Origin of the sequence: Nakamurella flavida, from assembly GCF_030811475.1 — a bacterium.
GTDB classification, from domain to species: domain Bacteria; phylum Actinomycetota; class Actinomycetes; order Mycobacteriales; family Nakamurellaceae; genus Nakamurella; species Nakamurella flavida.
Genome location: NZ_JAUSQV010000001.1, coordinates 2,309,983 through 2,332,696, shown reverse-complemented (window position 1 = coordinate 2,332,696; position 22,714 = coordinate 2,309,983). Strand labels below are relative to the sequence as shown.

General features: G+C 73.5%; 19 protein-coding genes. 15 read left to right on the top strand and 4 right to left on the bottom strand.

Annotated features, from left to right (window positions below; genetic code table 11):
• Nucleotides 1-106 precede the first annotated feature (106 nt).
• The 4 genes from J2S58_RS10440 (at nt 107) to J2S58_RS10425 (ending at nt 5,822) form a co-directional block, all read left to right on the top strand.
• Entirely contained in the window at nt 107-2,947 is a 2,841-nt protein-coding gene (locus tag J2S58_RS10440) for an ATP-binding protein (protein ID WP_306828043.1), read from the top strand.
• Between the two features lie 100 nt (nt 2,948-3,047).
• The gene (locus J2S58_RS10435; RefSeq protein ID WP_306828042.1) at nt 3,048-3,899 is read left to right on the top strand and encodes a DUF2786 domain-containing protein; all 852 of its coding nucleotides are present in this window, start codon (nt 3,048-3,050) and stop codon (nt 3,897-3,899) included.
• Nucleotides 3,896-4,408 carry a TIGR04338 family metallohydrolase gene (locus J2S58_RS10430; protein ID WP_306828040.1) on the top strand — a complete coding sequence of 171 codons (513 nt, stop codon included), beginning with the start codon at nt 3,896-3,898 and terminating at the stop codon, nt 4,406-4,408. Before J2S58_RS10435 ends, J2S58_RS10430 begins: the two co-directional genes overlap by 4 nt.
• 76 nt (nt 4,409-4,484) lie before the next feature.
• Nucleotides 4,485-5,822, top strand: coding sequence for an AAA family ATPase (locus tag J2S58_RS10425; protein WP_306828037.1), 1,338 nt, complete (start codon nt 4,485-4,487; stop codon nt 5,820-5,822).
• A 25-nt stretch (nt 5,823-5,847) separates the two neighbouring features.
• Here J2S58_RS10425 and J2S58_RS10420 read toward each other — a convergent pair whose 3' ends face one another.
• A complete protein-coding gene (locus J2S58_RS10420) occupies nt 5,848-6,720 on the bottom strand; it encodes a hypothetical protein (protein WP_306828035.1) in 873 nt (290 codons plus the stop codon).
• Between the two features lie 35 nt (nt 6,721-6,755).
• Nucleotides 6,756-7,652: a septum formation family protein gene (locus J2S58_RS10415; protein ID WP_306828032.1), complete on the bottom strand. Its 897-nt coding sequence runs from the start codon at nt 7,650-7,652 to the stop codon at nt 6,756-6,758.
• A gap of 100 nt (nt 7,653-7,752) precedes the next feature.
• On the opposite strand from J2S58_RS10415, the gene J2S58_RS10410 reads away from it, so the two are divergent.
• Nucleotides 7,753-9,387, top strand: coding sequence for an MFS transporter (locus tag J2S58_RS10410; protein WP_306828030.1), 1,635 nt, complete (start codon nt 7,753-7,755; stop codon nt 9,385-9,387).
• Here the strand turns inward: J2S58_RS10410 and J2S58_RS10405 are convergent.
• Nucleotides 9,354-10,487: a GTP-binding protein gene (locus J2S58_RS10405; RefSeq protein ID WP_306828029.1), complete on the bottom strand. Its 1,134-nt coding sequence runs from the start codon at nt 10,485-10,487 to the stop codon at nt 9,354-9,356. The genes J2S58_RS10410 and J2S58_RS10405 overlap by 34 nt on opposite strands.
• Before the next feature lie 323 nt (nt 10,488-10,810).
• On the opposite strand from J2S58_RS10405, the gene J2S58_RS10400 reads away from it, so the two are divergent.
• From J2S58_RS10400 to J2S58_RS10355, 10 genes are all read left to right on the top strand, one after another.
• A complete protein-coding gene (locus J2S58_RS10400; protein ID WP_306828027.1) occupies nt 10,811-12,604 on the top strand; it encodes an N-acetylglutaminylglutamine amidotransferase in 1,794 nt (597 codons plus the stop codon).
• 56 nt (nt 12,605-12,660) lie between these two features.
• Nucleotides 12,661-14,682: a S9 family peptidase gene (locus tag J2S58_RS10395; RefSeq protein ID WP_306828025.1), complete on the top strand. Its 2,022-nt coding sequence runs from the start codon at nt 12,661-12,663 to the stop codon at nt 14,680-14,682.
• On the top strand, nt 14,679-15,845 hold the full coding sequence (locus J2S58_RS10390) for a carboxylate-amine ligase (RefSeq protein WP_306828022.1): 1,167 nt from the start codon (nt 14,679-14,681) through the stop codon (nt 15,843-15,845). Before J2S58_RS10395 ends, J2S58_RS10390 begins: the two co-directional genes overlap by 4 nt.
• Nucleotides 15,842-17,395: a circularly permuted type 2 ATP-grasp protein gene (locus tag J2S58_RS10385; RefSeq protein WP_306828020.1), complete on the top strand. Its 1,554-nt coding sequence runs from the start codon at nt 15,842-15,844 to the stop codon at nt 17,393-17,395. The genes J2S58_RS10390 and J2S58_RS10385 overlap by 4 nt, the downstream gene beginning before the upstream one ends.
• A 75-nt stretch (nt 17,396-17,470) precedes the next feature.
• Nucleotides 17,471-18,172 carry a Pr6Pr family membrane protein gene (locus tag J2S58_RS10380; protein ID WP_306828018.1) on the top strand — a complete coding sequence of 234 codons (702 nt, stop codon included), beginning with the start codon at nt 17,471-17,473 and terminating at the stop codon, nt 18,170-18,172.
• Nucleotides 18,173-18,277: 105 nt separating this feature from the next.
• A complete protein-coding gene (locus tag J2S58_RS10375) occupies nt 18,278-19,675 on the top strand; it encodes a glycosyl hydrolase family 18 protein (protein WP_306828016.1) in 1,398 nt (465 codons plus the stop codon).
• A gap of 108 nt (nt 19,676-19,783) precedes the next feature.
• Nucleotides 19,784-20,191, top strand: coding sequence for a PPOX class F420-dependent oxidoreductase (locus tag J2S58_RS10370; RefSeq protein ID WP_306828014.1), 408 nt, complete (start codon nt 19,784-19,786; stop codon nt 20,189-20,191).
• A gap of 31 nt (nt 20,192-20,222) precedes the next feature.
• Entirely contained in the window at nt 20,223-21,233 is a 1,011-nt protein-coding gene (locus J2S58_RS10365) for an aldo/keto reductase family protein (RefSeq protein WP_306828012.1), read from the top strand.
• 117 nt (nt 21,234-21,350) lie between these two features.
• Nucleotides 21,351-21,767: a hypothetical protein gene (locus J2S58_RS10360; protein WP_306828010.1), complete on the top strand. Its 417-nt coding sequence runs from the start codon at nt 21,351-21,353 to the stop codon at nt 21,765-21,767.
• Nucleotides 21,764-21,994 (top strand): helix-turn-helix transcriptional regulator, encoded by a 231-nt coding sequence (locus tag J2S58_RS10355; protein ID WP_306828008.1) that lies wholly within the window; start codon nt 21,764-21,766, stop codon nt 21,992-21,994. The genes J2S58_RS10360 and J2S58_RS10355 overlap by 4 nt, the downstream gene beginning before the upstream one ends.
• Before the next feature lie 22 nt (nt 21,995-22,016).
• Here the strand turns inward: J2S58_RS10355 and J2S58_RS10350 are convergent, their stop codons facing one another.
• Nucleotides 22,017-22,709: an aspartate/glutamate racemase family protein gene (locus tag J2S58_RS10350; RefSeq protein WP_306828006.1), complete on the bottom strand. Its 693-nt coding sequence runs from the start codon at nt 22,707-22,709 to the stop codon at nt 22,017-22,019.
• Between the last annotated feature and the right edge of the window lie 5 nt (nt 22,710-22,714).

Below are 22,714 nucleotides of genomic sequence, written 5' to 3'. Positions count from 1 at the left end.
GTAGACCGCCCGACTCTCGTCGGACTCACGCGGCGCCGTGGCTGTCCTCGGGCCCGCCTCGTCACCCTGGACGGGGCGGAGTCGGACGGCCACCTAGGGTGGACGGGTGCACGTCGCCGACCTCGGTCCGTTGGCAGTCAGCGACGGTGAGGTCACCCGGGCGATCCCTGGTCTGCGCACTCAGACCCTGCTGGGTCGTCTGCTGGTGGAGGCGCCGCGATGGGTGTCCGCGTCCGCCCTCATCGAGGCCGTCTGGGCGGAACGGGCCGGCACCGACCGGCGCCCCGCCCTGGACACCCTGCTGTGGCGGGTGCGCGGGCACCTCGCCGGGATGTCCGGGCAGGGGAGCCTGGTCTCCACGGATGGGCACTACCGGCTCGACCTCACCGACGACCAGGTCGATTCCGCGCGACTGCTCGCCGCGGTCCCCGAGACCGGGCGGCTGCTGGACGCAGGTCGTCCCGCGGCCGCCGCCGAACTGGCCGCGAGTGTGCTGGCGCTCTGGCGGGGGGACTTTCTCGGCTCGCTCGGGGACCAGACCTGGGCCGAGGCTCGCGGCCGGGCGTTGGACGAGGCGACCGAGCGCCTGCACCACCTGCGGTGGGCGGCCCTGCTGCAGACCGGTGACCTGGCCGCGGTGCTCGCCGAGACCGCCGACTGGACGGTGCGTCACCCGTTGTCGGAGGCGGCGTGGGCGCTGCGCATCCGCGCCCAGCTGGCGGCCGGCCGCATCCCCGACGCCCTCGCGTCCTACCGCGCGGTGCGGACGCATCTGGTCACCGAGCTGGGGACGGAGCCGGGTGAGGAACTGCGCCGGCTCCACCGGGCCGTCCTGCAGGGGGACGCTCCCCCACCCGCCACGACCGACCCGCGGCCGGAGGTGGTGGCCGTCGCCGGCCCGGAACCCGTGCTGCCGTGGACGGATCCGCTCTTCCTCGGCCGGGACGTGGAGACGGCCCGCGTGCTGGATCTGCTCGACGGACACCGCCTCGTCACCGTCGCGGGCAGCGGGGGCGCGGGGAAGACGACGCTGGCGGTCCAGGTGGCGCGCCGGTGGGCGGAGACCGCAGTGGGCGTGGTCCGTTTCGCCGACCTGTCCTTCGTCGGTCCCGGGTCGGTGCCCGACGGACCGGCGCTGGCCTCGGTGATCGTCTCCACGCTCGGGCTGTCGACGGCCGGGACCGGGCTCGATCCGCTGCTGCGGGCCGTGGAACGCCACCGGACGCTGCTGGTCCTGGACAACTGCGAGCAGGTGGCCGCGACCTGCGCGCATCTGCTGGCCGCCCTGCTCTCCCGGGCGCCCACCGTGCGGGTGCTCCTGACCAGCCGGGTGCCGCTGGAGGTCCCCGGCGAGGCGCTGTGTCGGCTGGCCCCCCTGGGGGATGCCGATGCCGCCGTGCTCCTGCGACGGCGGCTCGAGCTGGCCGGCGTCCCCCGGAAGCACGGCGACGAGGCGGCCGTCGGGGCCATCTGTGCCGCCGTGGACAACCTGCCGCTGGGCCTCGACCTCGCGGCGGCCCGGGCCCGCACGTTCGATCTCATCGAGGTGGCGCGGTCGTTGACGGTCGAGCCCGAGCGGGTGGTGCGCGCTGGTCCCGGCCCGTACCGGCACCGGTCCCTGATCTCCGCCGTGGACTGGAGCGTTCGCGGGCTGACGAGCGTGCAGCGGATCCTGCTGGGACGGCTGTCCGCGTTCGATTCGCCGTTCGATCTCCCTGCGGCCGAACAGGTCTGCACCGGGGGCGCCGTCCGGGGCGGGGACGTGGCGAATCTCCTGGCCGAGTTGGTGCGGCAGTCCCTGGTCGTCCCTGCCGGCCCCCCTGGGCCCGGCAGGTCCTGGTTCCGGTTGCTGGTCCCGGTACGGGCCGTGGCCCGGCGGGAGTTGCGGCGCTCCGGCGACCTGGCCGTCACCACGCACCGGCTGGACGCCACGCTGTCCGCCGTGCTCTCCGCCCGGCCGCGCGCGGTGGCCGACGGCGGGTGGTTGGACCGGTTCGACCTCCTGTGGCCGACGGTCCGGGCCGCGCTGCCCCGGTTGACGGATGACCGGCCGACCCGGGGTGCCCTGGCCACCGCCGTCTGCCTGCTGGGGGTGCTGCGGCACCGGTCCGCGGAGGCGCTCGCCGTCCTCGACGGGATCGTGGCGTCGCCGGCCGGGGCGGGTGACCCCGTGGTCGCGGCCGCCACGGAGGTGGTCCGCACCTACCGGGCGGACAAGTGGACGGTCGGCGGGGCGCCGGCGGCCGTGTCCGCCGCCCGCATCCTGGTCGACGCCGTTCCCGGGCCCGGACACGACCAGGCGTTCGACGCCGCCGAGATGGCGGTGCTGCTGGCCGTGGCGGCGTGGCGGTGCGATGCCTACAGCGACGCGGACCGCGTCCTGGAGGTCACCGCGCCGTTGATCACGGCGGTGGGCGATCCGGCCCTGGAACTCGCCCACCGGGGCATCGGGCATCTGAACCACCTGCCGGCCGACGACCCGGAGCTCTTCGCGACGTCCCTGGCCGGAGCACGGGCCGACCATCCCCGGGCGGTGGCGTGCGGGGCCGAGCTCGCCGCGTTCCTGGCCGAGGTCACCCGGGCGGTGGCCGCGACGATCCAGGGGCGGCCGGCGGAGGCGCTGGCCGCCACCGGTGGACAACTGGGTCATTTTCTGGCCTGGGGCAACCGCGACCTGGGTGATCAGCTCGAGCAGCGCGCGGTGCTGCTGGCCCAGACGGGGCGGTTCGCGCCGGCCGCCCGGTTCTTCGGGGCGGCCGCCGCCGAGCGTGCCCGATCCGGCCTCGGGGGCGAGAGCCTGGGTCGGTACAGTGATCTCGCCCAGGACGCCGCCCGGTCGACGCTGGGCGACGGTTTCGCGGCCGAGTGGTCAGCCGGTCGGAGCCGCGGGGCAGCCCTGTTGACCGACCCCGATCCGGCCGACTCACCGGTGGCCCCGGCCTCCTGAGCCGCGCCCGGCCCCACGTCCCCGGAGAGGTGTCGGTGCGCCGTGCCATCCTCGACAGGACGAGAAGAACCACGAGGACGAACGGCACGGGTGACGAGCAGTGAGTGACGACAGGGACCTGAGCCGGATCGCGGCCCTGCTCCGCAAGGCGGAGAGCACGGACAACGAGCACGAGGCCGAGGCGTACCTGGTCGCCGCGCAGCGCCTGGCCACGAAGGCGTCGGTGGATCTGGCCGTGGCCCGTGCGCACACCGCCGGGCGGGAGCGTCGGGCCGCACCGGTGCAGCGGGTGGTCGCCATCGGTGAGCCGGGCAAGCGGGGGCTGCGCACCTTCGTCCAGCTGTTCCTGGCCATCGGCCGGGCCAACAATCTGACCTGCGACGTGGCCCGCGACTCCACCCGGGTGCACGCCTACGGGTTCGAGTCCGATCTCGACGCGGTGGAGGCGATCTACGCCTCGCTGGTCGTGCAGATGGTCCGGGCCTGCGACGCCTTCCTGAAGTCCGGTGAGCATGCGGAGGAGACGGTCCGCCGTCGGGTCCGGGTGCCGGGATCGGGTCGGGTCAACCGCCGGACCCGCGAGCTGGAGTACGACTTCACCGTGGTGGAGCGGCCGGTGCACACCACGACGGCCCGGATCACCTTCCAGGAGGCGTTCGCGGTGCGGATCGGTACCCGGCTGCAGGAGGCCCGGGTGCAGGCCGAACAGCAGTGGCTGGACGAGGCGCCGGAGCAGGAGCGCACCGGTGCGGCGGTGGTGCTGCGGGCCCGGGAGGTCGAGCTGGCCGAGCACTACCGGGCGCACTCCACCGCCCGCGGCACCTGGGCCGGCAACCGGATCACCGTGGGCGCGGCCGAGAGGTCGCGGCGGGCGGGTGACCGGGCCGGCCGACGGGCCCGGTTGGGCGGGGAGACCGAGATCGGCGGTGCCCGGCGGGGTATCGGCGCGTGAACGCCGCCCGGGACACCCAGCGCTCCCGGGTCTACGAGGCCGAGCAGCTGGTGCGGACCATGTTCGACCGGGCGGCCGACGGCGCCCCGGCGGTGCAGATCGCCGGGTCCACGCTCACCCTGCCGGTGGAGCGTCGGTTCGCGTCCCTGGAGTCGGTGCGGACCTACCTGAGCGCCGTGCAGGCTCTCGGCTGGGTGCGGGAGACCTGGCCCCGGGCAACGGTTCCCGTGTCCGTCCGGGAGCGGGCCGGAGCGCAGCGGGCACACTACGAACGGGCCGGCGCCGTCATCGCGCTACCCACCCACCGCGGCAACCGGGCCTGGGCGCTGCGCGAACTGGTCCTGCTGCACGAGCTCGCCCACCATCTGGCCCCGGCCGACGACGAGGAGGCGCACGGACCGGCCTTCGTCGACCGCATGCTCACCCTGGTCGACGGTGTCGTCGGACCGGAGGCCGCCCTGGTCCTGCGGATCACGTACGTCGAGAACGGGGTCCGCTCCGCCCCGTGACCCGCCGGCCGGCCCCCGGGGTGCGTCGGCCGAAATCGATTGCCCGATCCGGGTCCGTCCCGCAAGATCCTCACCCGTGTCCGTTTCTTCGCTCCCCGGGTGGTCCCCCTCCGCACCCCCCGCGCCGCTGGCGCCCGTCGGCGACCTGAGTTCGGCGGAGCCGCACGTCCGGGACGCATTGACCGCCCTCGGGCGGCTGCTCGGCGCCGCCCTCGTCCCGCCCCGCCGCGTCCTCGGGACGTTCGTGTGCGAGCACCTCGGCGCGCCGGTGACCGACCTGACCGCCGTGACGGCTGCGCTGGAGGGCGTTGACGCGGCCCTGGTGCACGTCGCGGTGGGCCGCCTGCTGCAGGACGCGGACGGTGCCGTGCTGGCCGACGATCTCGGCACCGGCGCCCCGGGGTACGGGCTGGTGTCCGTCGCCGTGGACACCCAGGTCGCCGCCCCGGACGATCTGGCCGCGTACCTCCCGGCGGGGCAGGCCTTCGACTTCCCCGCGGTCGTCCTGCTGACGTGGGCGAACGGTCGACGCCTCATCTCCCTGCGGGTGCGGCGCACCGACGGCGACGCCGCCCGTGAGGCGCTGGCCGACCTGATGCGGAACGCGCGCGGCCCGGCCAACTTCTACCGCGGCCAGACGCTGCGGGCCGTCGCCGACGACAGCTCGGTCAGCCTCGAGCCGGTGCGGCCGAGCCGGGCGTCCCGGGACGAGATCATCCATGCCCGACGGGTCTGGGACGAGATCGACGTCACCGTCGGGGGTCTGACCCGCCACGGGCATCTGCTGGCCGAGGCCGGCCTGGGGTGTTCGCGCGGTGTCCTCATCGTCGGGCCGCCCGGGGTCGGCAAGACCGCGCTCTGCCGGGTGATCGCCGCCGAGCTCCCGGCCGGGACGACGATCGTCCTGGCCGACGGCACGTCGACCCCCCGCGGACTCGGACTGCTCTACGAGTCCCTCGGCCGACTCGCCCCGGCGGCCGTCGTCCTGGACGACCTGGACCTGCTCGCCGGGGATCGCCGCAGCGGGACCGGCGCACCGGCTCTCCGGGAGTTCCTCACCCACCTCGACGGTTTCGCCCCCAACCACGCGGTGGTCACCATCGCCACCACCAACGACATGAGCGCCGTCGATCCGGCGCTCGTGCGACCGGGCCGGTTCGACTCGGTCATCCAGATCGGCCTCCCCGACGGCAGGGCGCGCGCACTCATCCTCGGCCGGTTCCTGCAGCGGTTCGGGACGTTCGACCTCGACCGGATCGCGGGGGCGACCGACGGCGCCTCCGGTGCCGACCTGCGTGAGATCGTCACCCGGGCCGTCCTGGAGCACGGACCGGACCTGGACACCGCGCACGTCCTGGACGTGGTTCGCACCGGACGGTGGCAGCCGACCCTGCCCACCGGGCAGTACCTCTGACGCCGGCCGTTCCCGCCCGCAACGCTCACCGCAGCGGCAGGTCGGCGTCCCCGAGACCGAGCAGTGAGGCGGTCAGCACGGCGGCGGGATCGGTGGGGGTGGCCAGACACGCGGCGCGGGTGGGGGGTCCCACCCTTCCGGCGGCCGGGGCCTCGTCCCGCACGGCGGACACGGTGAGTCGCCCGCCCGCCGTGGGATCGGACAGCAGGGCGGCGGCCGTCGCGAAATCCCGGCAGGAGGCGTCGAGCTCGTCCGGCGACTCGACCTGCGTCCACGTCTCTGCGAGCACCTCGGTGCGGTGCGGCCGCGAACAGTCCACCCCCGTGTAGCTCGCCGGGGCATAGTCGTCGGTGCAGCGGGCGGCGGCGCTGAACACCGGGTTCCGGGGCCACCCGCCGGCCACGGTCGTGGTCCAGGGGGCTCCGGCGCCGTACGGGTCGGTGCCGATCGCGCAGGCCGTCCAGTCCTGGCCGGCGGCCGCCTGCCGTCGGGTCGGCAGCACCAGCTCGATCGTCGGTCGGAAGAACGGTTGCCAGGCCACGCCGCCCGTCGCCTCCGGCAGCCCCACGTACCGCAGGGCGGCGCCGAAGCAGTCCACGTAGGCGTCCTCGGCACCAGCGGCAGTCTCGTCGTAGACCTCGACCACCTCGCCGTACCAGGACCCCGTGCACGCGCCCGGCCCGGTGCGCAGCCGCACCCCGGGGCGCCCGCCGGAGGCGGCCGGATCGGTGGCCAACTCGGGCGGGAACGCGGTGGGGAAGCAGGCACCCACCGCCGGCGGCGGCGGGACCGGCACCGCGAACGCCTCACCGGACACCGTGGAGCGGGCCCCGGCCGAGACGGCCAGGGTGACCAGGGCGGCGACGAGCAGGATCGCTCCGCTCAGCCGCCGGTCCATCCGCCCTCCATCGTGCGGACCCTGGCCGCGCCGGCTCACCCGAGCGGGAGGTCGGCGTCTCCCCAACCCACCAGCGAGCTGGTCAGCCGGGTGTCCGGGTCGGTGGTCCGCAGGACGCAGCCGGCGATCCGGGCCGTGTAGGTGGCGGCCGGGTCGGGGTCGCCGGTGGACGAGGAGTACGTGCGGATGCGCTGCACGGAGGCGGTCGCCACCAGCCGTCCGCCGGCGGAGACGTCGGGCAGCAGGGTCACCCGGGCCGCGAACGCCCGACACGAGGCGTCCAGCTCGGCCTGGTCGGCATCCCCGGCCGGTGCGAAGCCCAGGGTCTCCACCCGGTGCGGTTCCCGGCAGTCCACGGCTCCACGGCCCTGCGCCTCGACGGCGTCGGCGCACTGCGTGAGATCCCGGAACAGGGGGTGGTCCGGCCAGGTGCCGCGGACGCTGGTGGTCCAGCCGACGATCGGTTCCCGGGCGGGTGCCCGGACCACGCAGGCCACCCAGCTCTGCCCCGCCCCGAGCTGCTGGCGGGTCGGCTCCAGCAGGGCGACGGGCACGATCACCGGGACCGCCCAGTCTCCGGTGGCCCGGTCGACGACGGCCCGGGGCAGCCCGAGGTAGTCGGTGGTGTCGGCGGTGCACCGGGTGTAGAGGTCGGCCATGCCGGCCGAGGTGGGTGCGGAGCCGTAGCGAGCGACCACCTCGCCGAACCAGCGATCGGTGCAGTCACCGACCGGCACCGAGGTGAGGGAGAGGCCGCCCTCGGCCAGGGCCTGTGCGGTGAGCGGACGCGGGAGGCACTGCCCGACCGACGGCGGCGGGGCGGGCGGGGCCGCCACCGGGCTGCCGGGAACCGTGGGCCGCAGGGCCGAGACCACCGCCACGGCCGCGAGCACGGCCACCAGGACGGCTGCCCCGACGACCCGGCGATCCATGCTCCGACGATAGGCGCGCCCGGCGCGGGCGCCGTCCGCTCACCCGCAGCAGACCGCGGACCTGCGACGGTGACCCGGCAGGCGGACCGGGGGGTAGGGGATGAGCGTGAACACGGGGGTGTCACCAGGACGCCCGTCGGAACCACCCGGGGAGCCGGCGGGCGAGCCGTCGGCGGCCCCACCCCGGCAGGGCCTGGTGCTGACGGCGCTGATCCTGGCGGCCGCGGTGGCCAACCTCAACATGGAGGTCGCGAACGTCGCGCTACCCGCGATCGGGCAGGCGTTCGACGCCAGCCAGGCCGCCCTGAACCTGGTCGCCGTGGGCTTCTCGCTCGGCCTGGCCGCCTCGGTGATCTATCTCGGCGCGGTGGGCGACCGGTACGGCCGCAAGATGATGCTGATGCTCGGCATGGCCTGCAGCATCCCGGCCGGCCTGCTCGCCGCGTTCGCCCCGTCGGTGGAGGTCCTGCTGATCGCCCGGGTCGCCGGGGGCATCGCGGCCGGCATGGCCTACCCGACGACGCTGGCCATGATCACCGCGTTGTGGCGGGGCGCGGCGCGCACCCGGGCCATCGCGCTGTGGTCGGCCCTGGGCGGGGCGCTGTCCGCGCTGGGTCCGCTGGCCTCCGGGGCGCTGCTGGAGTCCCAACCCTGGCGGACGGTGTTCCTGCTCACCATCCCCATCGCGGTCGTCACCCTGCTCCTGGTGGCCAGGCTCGTCCCGGCCAAGGTGCACGAGACCACCGAGCCGGTCGACCATCTCGGCGGGACCCTGTCCATCGTGTTCGTCGGCGCTCTGGTGCTGATGATCAACTTCCTGCCCGTGCCGGGCGGCGGAACGCTGTCCCTGGTGCTGGGCGTGATCACCCTGGTCACCGGGGCCGCCTTCGTGGTGCGGCAGCGGAGGGCGGCGGTGCCCGTCTACGACCTCGCGCTCGCCGCCCGCCGGCCCTTCTGGGTGGCCGCCGTCGCCGGGATCATCGTGTTCGGCGCGCTGATGGGCGCGGTGTACGTCGGGCAGCTGTTCCTGCAGAACGTGCTGGGCTACAGCGCGTTGCAGGCCGGGGCGGCGATCCTGCCCGCGGTGGCCCTGCTCGTCGCCGCGGCGCCGGTGTCCACCTGGCTGGTCAACCGGTACGGCTCCCGACTCCCGCTGCTGATCGGATTCGGATTCTGCCTCGCCGGATTCGCCGCGATGCTGGCCCTCTGGGACGTGGGCGTGGGCTACGGGGCGGTGTTCGCCGGCTACGGCCTGATCGGCATCGGGGTGGGCATCGCCGGCACCCCGGCCTCGCAGGCCTTGACCGACTCGGTTCCGGTGCACCGGGCCGGGATGGCGTCGGGCACCGCCGACCTGCAGCGCGACCTGGGCGGGGCCATCATGCAGTCGATCCTCGGCGCGCTCCTGGCCGCCGGGTACGCCTCGGCCGTGGGCGCCGCTCTCGCCCAGGCCCCCGCCGACGTCCGCGCGCAGGTCACCGACGACATCCGGGCCCAGCTGCAGCAGTCCTACGCCGGGGCGGTCAGCATCGCCGACCAGGCCCCGCAGTACCGCGACGCGATCGTCGCAGCCGCCCGGGAGTCGTTCCTGCAGGGGGCGCAGGCGGCCTACCTGACCGGGCTGATCGCGACCGGCCTGGGTGCGTTGATCGTCGCGGTCTTCTACCCGGGCCGGGCCCGGGAGATCGAGATGGTCGCGGGTTACGCCCGGGAGGATCGGGACGCGTCGGCCTGATCGCGCTGGGCTCCGTCCCGGACCCGGTCGCCCAACCACGGGTCCAGCCCGTCGTCCATCGGGCCCCAGGCGGCGGCCGGCAGGGCCAGCTCGGCGTCGGTCAGCAGCGCGCTCTCGAACGCCCGGGCGATGTCCGTGCGCCGACCCTGCATGCCGGTGAACTGCAGCCGGGTGGCGGCCGCCCAGGAGGCGCCGTCCTGGACGGGCAGGTCACGGATGAGCAGCTGACCACCCGCGGCGTCCCAGCCGGCGACCCGACCGGGTCGGGTGGGCAGGGCGAACGCGCCGCGGCTCCGCACGGGCGCACTGTCCAGGCTCTCGGCGATCGCGCGCCAGCGGTGCGGGTGCAGGGGGCGGGTGGAGGTCAGGGTGAGGGTCCACACGCCGTTGCTCTCCGGGCGCTCGGGCACGGTGAGCCGGCGCGGGTCGAGCCGGCGTTCGGCCAGCACCGGGTTGTGCCGGGCGGCGAACCATCCGCCCGCCGGGGTGTCGGTCAGCTCCCCGCGGGCCGACCCGGCCCCCCGCAGGTGGTCGACCAGGACCGAACCCGCCGCACCGGAACCCCGGGTCAGGACGAGATCGGCCGGCTGCAGCTGAGCGGACAGCGCATGGGCCACCGACCGGGCGTCGGCGGCGCACAGGGCGAGGCCGCGGTCGCGGACGCCGATCTCGCCCAGCAGGTCCGGCACCGCGGTGTCGAGGTCGACCGTGGAGACGACGGCGGCCAGGTGCACGTCGAGATCGGCGGCCGTGCTGCCGGGCACCAGCTGACGGGCCAACGGGGTGGCCGCGACGCCGGCCGGCAGGGTCAGCACGACGGCGCCCGGGCGGCCACCGCGCCGCGAGCCGTGCATGAGCCCGTGCAGCTGGGCGAGCACCTGCTGCTGCAGGCTGCACCCGGCGCAGCCGCCGACCATCTCGACGGTCTCGTCGGACTCCACGCCCCAGGCGGTGGAGGTGGTGAGGCGGACGGCTGTCGCGTCGCCGGTCAGCGCGGCGCGCAGGACGACCGCGTCCGGGGTGTCGGTGGCCGCGGAGAACGTGGCCACGTCCAGCAGGATCGGGTCGATGCCGGACACGACGACGACGGGAACGCTCACGGGTGGTCCTGACGTTCGGGGCGGCGACCGGCTGCGACCGCTGACGGATGGGGTGAGGTAGGTAAGCCTAACTTTCATCCGACGCCGGCGCCAGGATCGGTGACCGCCGTCTCCCGGTCCGGTTGTGCGGTGGCGGCGGGCGGGGGACGGTGGTGATCCGTGTTCCCCCGATCGGGCGGGGGAGCTCCCTGGGGAAACGTCGCGGACACACTGCGTGGTTAGCGTGGCCGGGCTCGCCCAGCGAGGATGTCGGCACCGACCGGGACGTCCGCCGGTCCGATGGTCCCGCCGGCAGGTGTTTCGCCGATCGGGAGGGGAACAGCATGTGCGGTCTGACGGGGGAGATCCGTTTCGACGGCGCGCCCGCCGACGTCGGTGCGGTCAGTGCGATGTCCTGCCGGATGGAGGCCCGCGGCCCCGACGGCGAGGGCATCTGGCAGGACGGCCGGTTCGCTCTGGGGCACCGGCGGCTGGCCATCATCGACCTGTCCGACGCGGGCGCGCAGCCCATGGTCGACTCCGCGCTGGGCCTGGCCATCGCGTTCAACGGCTGCATCTACAACTACCAGGAGCTCCGCGAGGAACTCCGCGGCCACGGCTACACGTTCTTCTCCACCTCCGACACCGAGGTCGTCGGCAAGGCCTACCACCACTGGGGCCTGGACTGCGTCCAGCACTTCTTCGGGATGTTCGCGTTCGCCATCGTGGAGCGCACCACCGGGCGGGTGATCCTGGGCCGTGACCGGCTGGGCATCAAGCCGCTGTACGTCTCCCGGAAGGGGGCCCGGCTGCGCTTCGCCTCCAGCCTGCCGGCGATCCTGGCCGCCGGGGACGTGGACACCTCCATCGACGTCACCGCCCTGCACCATTACATGAGCTTCCACGCCGTCGTCCCGCCGCCGCTGACCATCCTGGCCGGGGTGCGCAAGCTGCCGCCCGCCACCGTCCGGGTGTACGAACCGGACGGCACCAGTACCGACACCCGTTACTGGGACCCCGCGCACGCCCGCGCCGAGCGCTTCGCCGGGTTCAGCGAGAACGACTGGCAGGACGCCGTCCTGGACAGCCTGCGCACCGCGGTGAAGCGCCGGATGGTCGCCGACGTGCCGGTCGGGGTGCTGCTCTCCGGGGGCATCGACTCGTCGATCATCGTGTCGCTGCTCGCCGGCGAGGGGCAGCGCGATCTGCAGACCTTCAGCATCGGGTTCGAGGCGGTCGGCGACCGGGAGGGCGACGAGTTCTTCTACTCCGACCTCATCGCCCGGGAGTTCGGGACCGACCACCACCAGATCATGGTGCCCACGGCCGATCTGTTCACCGGCATCGACGGGATGCTCGGTGCGATGAACGAACCGATGGTCAGCCACGACTGCATCGCGTTCTACCTGCTCAGCAAGTACGTCTCGCAGCACGTCCGGGTCGTGCAGTCCGGACAGGGCGCGGACGAGATCCTGGCCGGCTACGACTGGTACCCGCCGCTCGCCGGGGTGGCCGACGACGACCCGGAGGCGGCGCTGGCCGTCTACTCGGCCCGCTTCTTCGACCGCACCCACGGCGAGATGGCCGCGATCCTGGACCCGGCGTGGATGGCCCCGACCGACGTCAGCCGGGCCCTGGCGGCCGAGTGGTTCGGCCGGCCCGGCGCGGACACCGCCCTGGACCGGGCCCTGCGGCTGGACTCCCGGATCATGCTGGTCGACGACCCGGTCAAGCGGGTCGACAACATGACGATGGCCTGGGGGCTGGAGGGACGCACCCCGTTCCTGGACCACGAGTTCGTCGAGCTGTGCGGAGCCGTCCCGCCCGCCCTCAAGCTCGCCCACGGCGGCAAGGGCGTGCTCAAGGAGGCGTCCCGCAAGGTGCTGCCCGCCGCGGTGATCGACCGGAGGAAGGGCCACTTCCCGGTCCCGGCGATCATCGATCTGCAGGGTCCCTACCTGGAGCGGGTCCGGGACGCGCTGCACGCCCCGGCGGCGAAGGACCGAGGGCTGTTCCGTCCCGAGTACGTCGACCGGCTGCTGGCCGACCCGAACCGGCTGCGGACGAATCTGGGGTCCAACCAGCTGTGGCAGATCGGCCTGCTGGAGATGTGGTTGCAGAACCACGGGATCGCATGACGCAGGCCCTGCGGTCCGGTGTCCGGCCGGCTCCGCGGACCCGTCAGGATGGCCGGGTGTCCCGCCTCCCCGAGCTCGCCGCGGCCCTGTCCGAGGCGACCACCCACGACGTCACCGCGATCGCCGCGGTCCCCGGCGGCTGGTGCCCGTCGCTGTCCCCCGACGGCACCCGGGTCGCCTACATCACCGACCGGTCCGGGACTCCCCGGATCGAGGTGGCGCCCCTGGACGGCGGAGCCGACGACTGGCGGGTGGTCTCCCCGCTGGGCCACGAGGCCATCTCGGTGGCCTGGTCGCCGGACGGCGGCCACCTGGCCTACCTGGTCTCGCCCGCCGGTTCCATCCGGGCCGAGCTGCACCTGCTGCGCCCGGACGGCACCGGTCACCGACTGCTGGCCGGCGGCGGCCCGGACGAGACCGTGTTCGCCGGCGGCTGGATCAGCCCCACCTGCTACTCCTTCTCCCTGGCCGACGGGCGTTCGCCGCACGCGGTGGTCCACCTGGTCGACATCACCACCGGGGCGGTGGCCCCGGTCCCGTCCACCGGCGGTCGAGGCTTCTTCGTGGTCACCTCGGTGAGCTGGGACGGCCGCCGGGTACTGGCCCGCCGCGGGCCCCGCGGGCACCGGCATCTCGTCCTGGCCGAGGTGGACGCCCCGGCCGATCAGGACCCGATCCGGCTGCTGGCCGCCGACTTCCCGCACATCGCCGACGATCTCGGCGAGGACGGGCGGTTCACCCCGGACGGTCGGGTGTTCCTGCGGACGAACGCCGGCCGCGACCGGATGGTGCTGGCCTCGGTGCCGCTGGACGCCGACGGGCACCCGGGCCGGCTGACGGTGCACGCCGAGCGGGACGACGCCGACCTCGAGGGTTATGCGCTGGGCGGGGACGGGCACACCGCGATCCTCGTGTGGAACGTCGGCGGGTCCTCGGAGCTGGAGGTCACCGATCTCGGCGAACCCGGTTCGGGCTGGACGGTCCCGTTGCCCGAGCAGGTGCTGCCCGGCTGGTCGTTGCAGAGCGACGGTCGCGGCATGGTGCTCGAACTGACCGGGCCGTGCTCACCCCGCAGCCTCTACCGGGTGGACCTGCCGGGCTGGGATGCCGGGTTCGCGGCGGTGTCCGGGGTGGACGGCGGCGCCGTCTACGCCGCCGGGGGGATCTCCGGGGGGTCGGGCAAGGACGGGGCCTCCGCGCCACCCGTCCACCCGCCCGCCCTGGTGACCGGCGAGGCTCCGGCCGGGCTCCGGTTCGGGTCCGCGCACCGGCTGGCCGCCATGCCGTCCACCGCCGATCTCCCCGAGCTGGTCGTCCCGACCCGTCAGCGGTACCGGGCGCCGGACGGCACGCCCCTGGAGGGCTGGCTCTACCGGCCGCGCAACGCGCACGGGCCCGAGCCGACGGTCATCTCCTTCCACGGCGGCCCGGAGAGCCAGGAACGGCCCGCGTACGGGCTGCTCATCCAGTCGATGGTGCGGTCCGGGATGACGGTGTTCGCGCCGAACGTGCGCGGGTCCTCCGGGTACGGCCGGGCGTTCATGGAGTCCGACGACAACGCCGCGCGGCCGGACTCCTTCCAGGACATCCCGGCCACGGTGGACTTCCTCGTCGACTCGGGCCTGGCCCGGCCCGGGGCGATCGGTGTCCAGGGCTGGTCCTACGGCGGGTACCTGGTGCTCACCGCGCTGTCCCGCTGGCCCGAGTTGTTCGCCGCCGGGGCGACCCACGCCGGGATGTCGGACCTGTTGTCGTTCTTCGCCGAGACGGAGCCGTGGATGGCGGCCGCCTCGGTGACCGAGTACGGGGATCCGGCCGGTCAGGCCGATCTCCTGCGCGCCCTGTCCCCCCTCACCCACCTGGACCGGGTTCGCGCTCCGGTGCTGCTGGTGCACGGCGATCAGGACACCAACGTGCCGGTCAACGAATCGATCCGCGCCCATGCGGCGCTGCGGACGGCGGGGGTCCCCACCGATCTCGTCCTGCTCCCCGGGGAGGGACACACCATCGTCGGGGCCGAGCAACGCACCGAGCTGGCCCTGGCCGTCACCCGGTGGTTCAGCCGGTGGATGTCATGACCGCCCTCGCCCCGGTCGACGCCGCACCCGGCCCGATCGCGGCACGACACAGCCGGCTCGGGGTGGAGGAGGAGTTCCACCTCGTCGATCCGGAGACCGGTGAGGTCCGCCCGGGGTCGGAGGAGGTGCTGGCCGCCCTGCCCGCGGGGGAGCGGTACAAGGCCGAGCTGATGGCCTCGGCGGTGGAGACCAACTCGGCCGTCGCGGAGACCCTGGCCGATCTGCGGGCCGACGTGGCCGCGTCCCGGGCCGAGCTGGTGGACATCGCGGACCGGTGCGGATACGGCGTCATCGCCGCCGGAGCCGCCCCGCTGACCGGCGCCGTGCCCATCCCCATCATGGACGGCAAGCGGTACTCGATCATGCAGCAGGACTACCGGATGCTCGCCGACGAGCAGCTGATCTGCGGTCTGCAGGTGCACGTCGACTGCCCGGACCGGGATCTCGGGATCCGGGCGATGAACCGGCTGCAGCCCTGGCTGCCGCTGTTGCTGGCCCTGTCGGCGAGCTCGCCGTACTGGCAGGGCCGGGACACCGGCTACGCCAGCTACCGCAGTCTGCTGTGGAGTCGCTGGCCCACCACCGGCCCGGCGCCGCAGGTGTCCGGCGCGGCCGCGTACGACGCCCTGGTCGAGCTGCTGGTGGACAGCGGCGTGGCGCACGACCCCGGGATGATCTATTTCGACAGCCGGGCCGCGATCAACTACCCGACGATCGAGATCCGCATCGCCGACTCCGTGCCGCTCGTCGACGATCTCGTCCTGGTCGCCGGGCTCGGTCGGGCCCTGGTCCGCCGGTGCATCGCCGATGTGGAACGCGGTGCGGCGGAGGAGATCCCGCCCGTGGAGGTGCTGAACGTGGCCCGCTGGCGTGCCGCCCGCTCGGGGCTGACCGGGCCCCTGCTGGACCCGCGGACGTTCCGCCCGGTGGCGCCGCAGGAGGCGATGCTGGCCCTGCTCGAGCACGTCCGGGAGTTCTCCGACGCCGAGGGCGACACCGCAGAACTGACCGAGCTGACCGCGGCCACCCTGGCCGACGGCGGCAGCGCGGCCCGGCAACGCCGGGCCGTCGCGGAGACCGGGGACGTGCGCTCGGCGGTGGCCGTGCTGCGCCGGGAGACCGCAGCGGCCGGACGCGGATCGCTGGTCGGGGACGAGCGATGAGCACGAGCGGAACGAGCGAGATGACCGGTGGGATGACGGACGAAACCGCAGGTTCCGCCCCCGGGGTGCTGGCCGGGTACGGCACCCAGCCGCTGGACGAGGCGGTGGACCCGGCGGGCGGGGTCAGGCCGGCCTACGGGTCGGTGATGGAGGTGCTCGACGGGATGGGCGCGCCCGAGGTGGAACGACGCCGGCTGCGGCTCGGCCAGGACCGGCTCGAGCAGGGCATCGTCTTCACCGCGCAGGTGAACGGCCGGCCCGAGCGTCGGCCGTTCCCGCTGGACCCGATCCCGCGCATCGTCGGCTCGGCCTCGTGGGCCCATCTGAGCAGCGGGGCGATCCAGCGGGCACGGGCACTCAACGCGTTCCTGGACGACGTCTACACCGACGCCCGGATCGTGGCCGACGGCATCGTGCCGGACGCGTTCGTCCGCCGCAGCCCCGGTTACCTCGCCGGGGCGCGGGATCTCGCCCCGGGCGGCCGGCCGCGGGCCACCGTGTGCGGGCTCGACCTGCTCACCGAGGAGTCCGGCCGGTGGGTGGTGCTGGAGGACAACCTCCGGGTGCCGTCCGGTCTGGCCTACTCCGCGGCGAACCGGCGGAGCTCTCGGGCCGCGTTGCCCGAGCTGCACGATCCGCAGCAGGTCAGCCCGCAGCCGTTGTCCGCCGACGGCGTCGGTGACGTGCTGCTGACCGCCCTGCTGGACGCGGCCCCGCCGCACTGCCCTCGCTCGACCCCGCAGGTGGCGGTGCTGTCGGAGGGGAAGGCCAACTCCGCCTGGTACGAGCACCGCCGGCTGGCCGAGGCGATGGGTGTGCCCATCGTCACCCCGGCCGACCTGGTCCCCGATGGCGACGGCGTGGCCGCGATGGTCGACGGCGAGCGGATCGGCCTGGACGTCGTCTACCGGCGGCTCGGCGAGGACGAACTGGTGGAGAACGAGGAGGCCGGATCGGGGTCGCCCAGCCAGGCCGCCGCCACCGCCACCCACTTCCCGCAGGCCGCCGAACTGCTGATCTCCGCGGCGCGGGCCGGCCGGCTGTCCATCGCGAACGCCCCGGGCAACGGCGTGGGCGACGACAAGGCCATCTACGCGTTCGTCGGCCCCATGATCCGGTACTACCTGTCCGAGGAGCCGATCCTGGCCGACGTCGGCACCTGGGTGCTGGCCGACCCCAACCAGTACGCGGCGGTGAAGGGCCGGATGGGCGATCTCGTGGTCAAACCCATCGACGGGTCGGGCGGCGCCGGGGTGATGATCGGCCCCGAGCTGACCCGCGGGCAGGTGGAGCGGCTGGAGGCGGTCGTCGCCGCCGCGCCGCACCGGTACATCGCCCAGGAGGTCATCCACTTCTCCACCCACCCGACGTTCCTGGACGGACGCCTGCAGCCCCGGCACGTCGATCTACGGGTGTTCGTGATCTCCGGGAAGGACACGGTGGTCGCCCCGGTGGGACTCTCCCGGGTGGCGCTGGCCTCGGAAGGGCTGCTGGTCAACTCCTCCCAGGGTGGCGGGTCGAAGGACACCTGGTTGATGGGCCCGGGCTGACGGCTCGGCGGGCGGCACGGTCGGCCCGACCCGGATAGGTTCGGCATCTCACCGTTCGGGTCCGGCCGGTGCCACGTGCAGGTCGTCCAGCCCCGGGGGTTCGAGATGGTCACCGTCCACGACGCACAGCCGGCCGGTGCCGATCCGACCGCCGGTCGGCGCCGGGTGACCGTCGTGGCCAAGGTGCTGTTCGCGCTCCTCGGGTTCAGTGCGCTGGTCACCGAGGTGGCCACCCTCGTGGCCCGGAACCGCTTCGTCCCGGGGGACTTCTTCAGCTACTTCACCGTCGAGTCGAACGCTCTCGCGGTGGCGAGCCTGCTCGTCAGCGGCTTCGCGCTCGCGCAGGGGCGGTCCTCCCACGGCCTGGACCTCTTCCGCGGCGCGGTCACGTTCTGCATGACGACGACGCTGCTGATCTTCATCGTGCTGCTCTCGGGATACCCCGCGTCCACGCTCACCGCAGTGCCCTGGGACAACACGGTGCTGCACTACCTCATGCCGATCGCCGTCATCGCCGACTGGCTGTTCGCGAGCCGGGTCGGTGCGATCCCGCTGCGGCGGGCCCTGCTGTGGCTGCTGCTGCCGCTGCTGTACCTGGTCTACAGCCTGATCCGGGGCCCGATCGTCGACTGGTACCCGTACCCGTTCATGGACCCGTCCGTCCGTGGCTACTCCGGCGTGGCGATCACCTCGGTCGTGCTGGCCGTCGTGCTCGCGCTCGTCGCCGTCGCCGTGGCGTTCGTGGCCAGGTGGACCCCGGTCGGCACGCGCCGATGACCAGGCACGGTCAGCCGGACTTCACCGTGATCGTTCCGCCCGGTCCGCATGCTCGGCGTTGCCCCACCCGGGGCCCTGTCGGCCACGGATGCGAGGACCCCGCCGGTGAGATCCGCAGTGATCGCGGCGACTGCCGCCCTGACCCTTCTGGTACCGGTGGCGGCGGTAGGAGCACCCGATGCCCCGCCACCCGGGTCGGCCGCCTCCGGCGTTCGTGACTCGCACCGGGTCGTCGTCTACTACCAGAAGCACTTCCAGGACGATCGGACCCGGACGGGTTACATCTCCGCGCTCCCGCTGCTCACCGAGGGCACCGGGGTGGACGTGGTGAACCTGGCCGCCATCCACATGAACGCCGACGTCCTCCACCTGAACGACGATCCGCCGTCGGACCCCATGTACGACCGGATGTGGGCGGAACTGCACACCATGCAGGCGCAGGGCATCGCCGTGGTCGGGATGATCGGTGGCGCGCAGAACGACACCTGGCCGAGTCTCCAGGCCGACTTCGCCACCCAGTACGCCCGGCTGCGCGACTTCGTCACCACCTACGGTCTGGACGGCGTCGACCTGGACATCGAACTGGACGAGGCCCAACTGCAGCAGGGACTCTCGGTCGACGTCGGGACCGTGGTCGACGTCATCGACGCCCTGCGCGCCGACTTCGGCCCCGACTTCCTCATCACGTACTCGCCGGTCGCCGACGAGTTCGTCTCGCCGGACCCGGAGGACCCCGACGCCGATCCCGACCCGGACGGCCGATACGGGGTCGACATGAACGAGCTGTACCGGCAACGGGGCGAGGAGATCGACTGGTTCAACCTGCAGGCCTATTGCGGCCACGGCGATCCCACCCCCGAGCAGTACGACGAGATCGTCCGCTACCAGCACCTCCGCGGGGCGGACATCCCGGCCCGGAAGCTGGTCATCGCCGCCATCACCGCCGAGGAGAACTGCACCACGGGCGGGTGGATCCCGATCGAGGAGCTCACCGACGGACTCCGGCAGCTCGCCGCGACCCACCCGGATCTCGGCGGGGTCGCGGGGTGGGAGTACTTCAACTCCCAGCCCGGCGGGACGGCGCGCCCCTGGGAGTGGGCCGCCCGGATGCGGGACGCGCTCGACGGTGGTCAGGCCCCGCCGACCACCGAGCCGAGCACCACGGTGCCGGGCACCACCGAGCCCGGTACCACCGAGCCGGGTACCACCGAGCCGGGCACCACGGAGCCCGGCACCACCGACTTCCCGACGACCGGGACCACGAGCTCACCGCCGAGCAGCACCCGGTCGGACATCAGCACCGTGTCACCGGCGCCCGTCGCCGCGGTGGCGCTCACCAGCACCCCGCGATCGGCGACCTCCCGGGCGGGTGCCACTGCCCAGCCCCAGCAGCTGGCGGCGACCGGGGCGGGTGTACTGCCGCTCGCCGCTGCCGGCGGAGTCGGGATCCTGGTGGGCGTCGCCGGACTGATGGCCGCTCGCCGGTCCCGTCGAGCGGGCTGACGCGGCCGGAGGACCGTCGCCGCGACGCGCGACCCGGCTGGACCACCACCCACCGTCGAGGCGCGGCGGCCGTTGACCCACCCGCCGGCCGGGGACAGGATGAGCCCCATGCCCGAGCTCCCCCTCCCCCCGGCCGTCCGCGAGATGCTCAGCAAGCCCAACCCGGCCGTCATCACCACGCTGCAGAAGAGCGGACAGCCGGTGTCGGTGGCCACCTGGTACCTGCTCGACGGCGACCGGATCGTGGTGAACATGGACGAGTCGCGGGTGCGGCTCAAGCACCTCCGGAACGATCCGCGGGTCAGCCTGACCGCGACCGATGCGGACAACTGGTACACCCACGTGAGCATCGTCGGGCACGTGGTCGACATCCGGCCGGACGAGGACCTGTCCGGCATCGACGCCCAATCCATCCACTACGGAGGCAAGCCCTACCCGACCCGCGACTCGCCCCGCTGGGACGCCTGGATCGAGATCGACCGCTGGCACGCCTGGGGTGCGTTGAAGGACGCGTGAGCAATGCCGGGAGCGGGGTTACGGTGAGGTCATGGAATTCCGCTACCTGGGCAACTCAGGGCTCAAGATCTCCGAGATCACCTACGGCAACTGGCTGACGCACGGTTCTCAGGTCGAGAACGACGTCGCCGCGCAGTGTGTGCGTGCTGCGCTGGACGTCGGTATCACCACCTTCGACACCGCCGACGTCTACGCCAACACGCAGGCCGAGACCGTGCTGGGCGACGCCCTGACCGGCGAGCGGCGCGAGTCGCTGGAGATCTTCACCAAGGTGTACTGGCCGACCGGCCCCAAGGGGCACAACGACGTCGGGCTCTCCCGCAAGCACATCATGGAGTCCGTCAACGGTTCCCTGCAGCGGCTGCGCACCGACTACGTCGACCTCTACCAGGCGCACCGGTTCGACACCGAGACCCCGCTCGAGGAGACGATGCAGGCGTTCGCCGACGTCGTGCGCCAGGGCAAGGCCCTGTACATCGGCGTCAGCGAGTGGACGGCCGAGCAGATCCGCGCCGGCGTCGCGCTGTCCAAGGAGCTCGGCTTCCAGTTGATCTCCAGCCAGCCCCAGTACTCGATGCTGTGGCGCGTCATCGAGGCCGAGGTCGTCCCCACCAGCCGCGAGCTGGGCGTCAGCCAGATCGTCTGGTCGCCCATCGCCCAGGGCGTGCTGACCGGTAAGTACAAGCCGGGTCAGGCCCCGCCGGAGGGCTCCCGCGCCACCGACACCAAGGGTGGCTCGTCGAGCATCAAGGGCTTCATGACCGACGACATCCTCACCCGCGTCCAGGGTCTCGCGCCCATCGCCGACGAGCTCGGACTCACCCAGGCGCAGCTCGCCGTGGCCTGGGTGCTGCAGAACGACAACGTCGCCGCAGCCCTGGTCGGCGCGTCCCGGCCCGAGCAGGTGCAGGAGAACGTCAAGGCCAGTGGCGTGACGATCCCGGCCGAGCTGCTCACCCGCATCGACGACGTTCTCGGTGACGGCGTGGTGACCGACCCCGGTCAGACGACCGCTCGGGCCCCGCAGACCCGCCCGGTCTGACCGACCGATCCCGCGGCCCCCGTCCGATCCGGACGGGGGCCGTCGTCGTCCGTGCCCCGCATCATTGGAGTCAAAGACCCTTGACAGACCCCGGGGGGAGTCAAGGATGGTTGACACATGACAACCGACCTTGACAGCAGTGTTCGCAGTCGCGGCGACCGGGATCGGGCGAGGGCCTACCTGCGGGAGTTCCTCCCGCCCATGCTCGCGTACGTGGTGGTCATGCCGCTGGTGACGGTGTTCGGGGGCCTGGACGGCACGTCCGGATGGCGGTTCGTCTGGGCTCTGTTGCCGGTCGTCCCGCTCCTCTGGGCGGCCGTGGCTGTCGTCCGGCACCTCCGGCGGGTCGACGAACTGCAACACCGTCTGCTCCTGGGTGGTCTGGCCTGGGGATTCGCGGCGGCGATGGGCGCTGCGGTGATCCTCGGGCTGCTCCGCTTCGCCGGCGTCGACATCGTCTTCGACACCTGGCTGGTGTTCGCCGCCGGGATGATGGGGTGGGTCGCCGCGGCGGCGGCCTCGGCCCGCGGGTGAGGAACCACCTGCGCGCCCTCCGGGAGGCCCGGGAGTGGACGCAGGCCGGGCTCGCCGATCGGTTGGGTGTCTCCCGGCAGACCGTCAACGCCCTCGAGACCGGAAAGTACGACCCGAGTCTCCCGTTGGCGTTCCGCATCGCGCGATTGTTCGACGCCCCCATCGAGAGCATCTTCGAGCCGGAGGAGGAGGCCAGGACGGATGCCGGGGTCCGCCCGGGGCGTTGACCGCGGGAAGTCGTCGGGCGGGTCATTCCCGCAGGGCCACCTCCACCGCCGCCCGCACGTGCAGGGCGGTGGTGGGGAAGACGGGGACGGGGCTGTCGGCCGCGCCGACGAGCAGTTCGATCTCGGTGCAGCCCAGCACGATCCCCTCCGCACCCCGGTCCACCAGTCGGCCGATGACCTCCCGGTAGATCTGGCGGGACTCCTCCCGCAGCACCCCGAGGCAGAGCTCGTCGTAGATGACCCGGTGCACCTCGGCCCGGTCGGCCGGCTCCGGCACCAGGACGTCCAGGTCGTGGCCGGCCAGGCGGTCGAGGAGAAACGGCTGCTCCATGGTGAAGGCCGTGCCCAGCAGCCCGATCCGCCGCAGGCCGGCGTCGAGCACGGCGCGCGCGGTGACGTCACCGATGTGCAGCAACGGAACGTCCACCGCCGCCTGCACCTGATCGGCCACGAGATGCATCGTGTTGGTGCACAGCAGGATCAGATCGGCGCCGCCGGCCTGCAGGCTGCGGGCGGCCGTGGCCAGCTCGGCCCCGGCGTCGTCCCAGCGGCCCTGCACCTGCATCTCCTCGATGACGGCGAAGTCCACCGAGTGCAGCAGACACCGCGCGGAGTGCAGACCGCCCAGGCGTTCCCGCACGAACTCGTTCGCCAATCGGTAGTACTCGGCGCTGCTCTCCCAGCTCATTCCGCCCAGCAGGCCGATCATCCGCATGTCGG

Excerpts from the sequence above, each read along its gene's own strand:
- J2S58_RS10385 (WP_306828020.1), top strand. The coding sequence starts at position 15,842 with ATGAGCACGAGCGGAACGAGCGAGATGACCGGTGGGATGACGGACGAA.
- J2S58_RS10350 (WP_306828006.1), bottom strand. The coding sequence starts at position 22,709 with ATGCGGATGATCGGCCTGCTGGGCGGAATGAGCTGGGAGAGCAGCGCC.
- J2S58_RS10370 (WP_306828014.1), top strand. The coding sequence starts at position 19,784 with ATGCCCGAGCTCCCCCTCCCCCCGGCCGTCCGCGAGATGCTCAGCAAG.
- J2S58_RS10360 (WP_306828010.1), top strand. The coding sequence starts at position 21,351 with ATGACAACCGACCTTGACAGCAGTGTTCGCAGTCGCGGCGACCGGGAT.
- J2S58_RS10365 (WP_306828012.1), top strand. The coding sequence starts at position 20,223 with ATGGAATTCCGCTACCTGGGCAACTCAGGGCTCAAGATCTCCGAGATC.
- J2S58_RS10400 (WP_306828027.1), top strand. The coding sequence starts at position 10,811 with ATGTGCGGTCTGACGGGGGAGATCCGTTTCGACGGCGCGCCCGCCGAC.
- J2S58_RS10410 (WP_306828030.1), top strand. The coding sequence starts at position 7,753 with ATGAGCGTGAACACGGGGGTGTCACCAGGACGCCCGTCGGAACCACCC.
- J2S58_RS10420 (WP_306828035.1), bottom strand. The coding sequence starts at position 6,720 with ATGGACCGGCGGCTGAGCGGAGCGATCCTGCTCGTCGCCGCCCTGGTC.
- J2S58_RS10415 (WP_306828032.1), bottom strand. The coding sequence starts at position 7,652 with ATGGATCGCCGGGTCGTCGGGGCAGCCGTCCTGGTGGCCGTGCTCGCG.
- J2S58_RS10390 (WP_306828022.1), top strand. The coding sequence starts at position 14,679 with ATGACCGCCCTCGCCCCGGTCGACGCCGCACCCGGCCCGATCGCGGCA.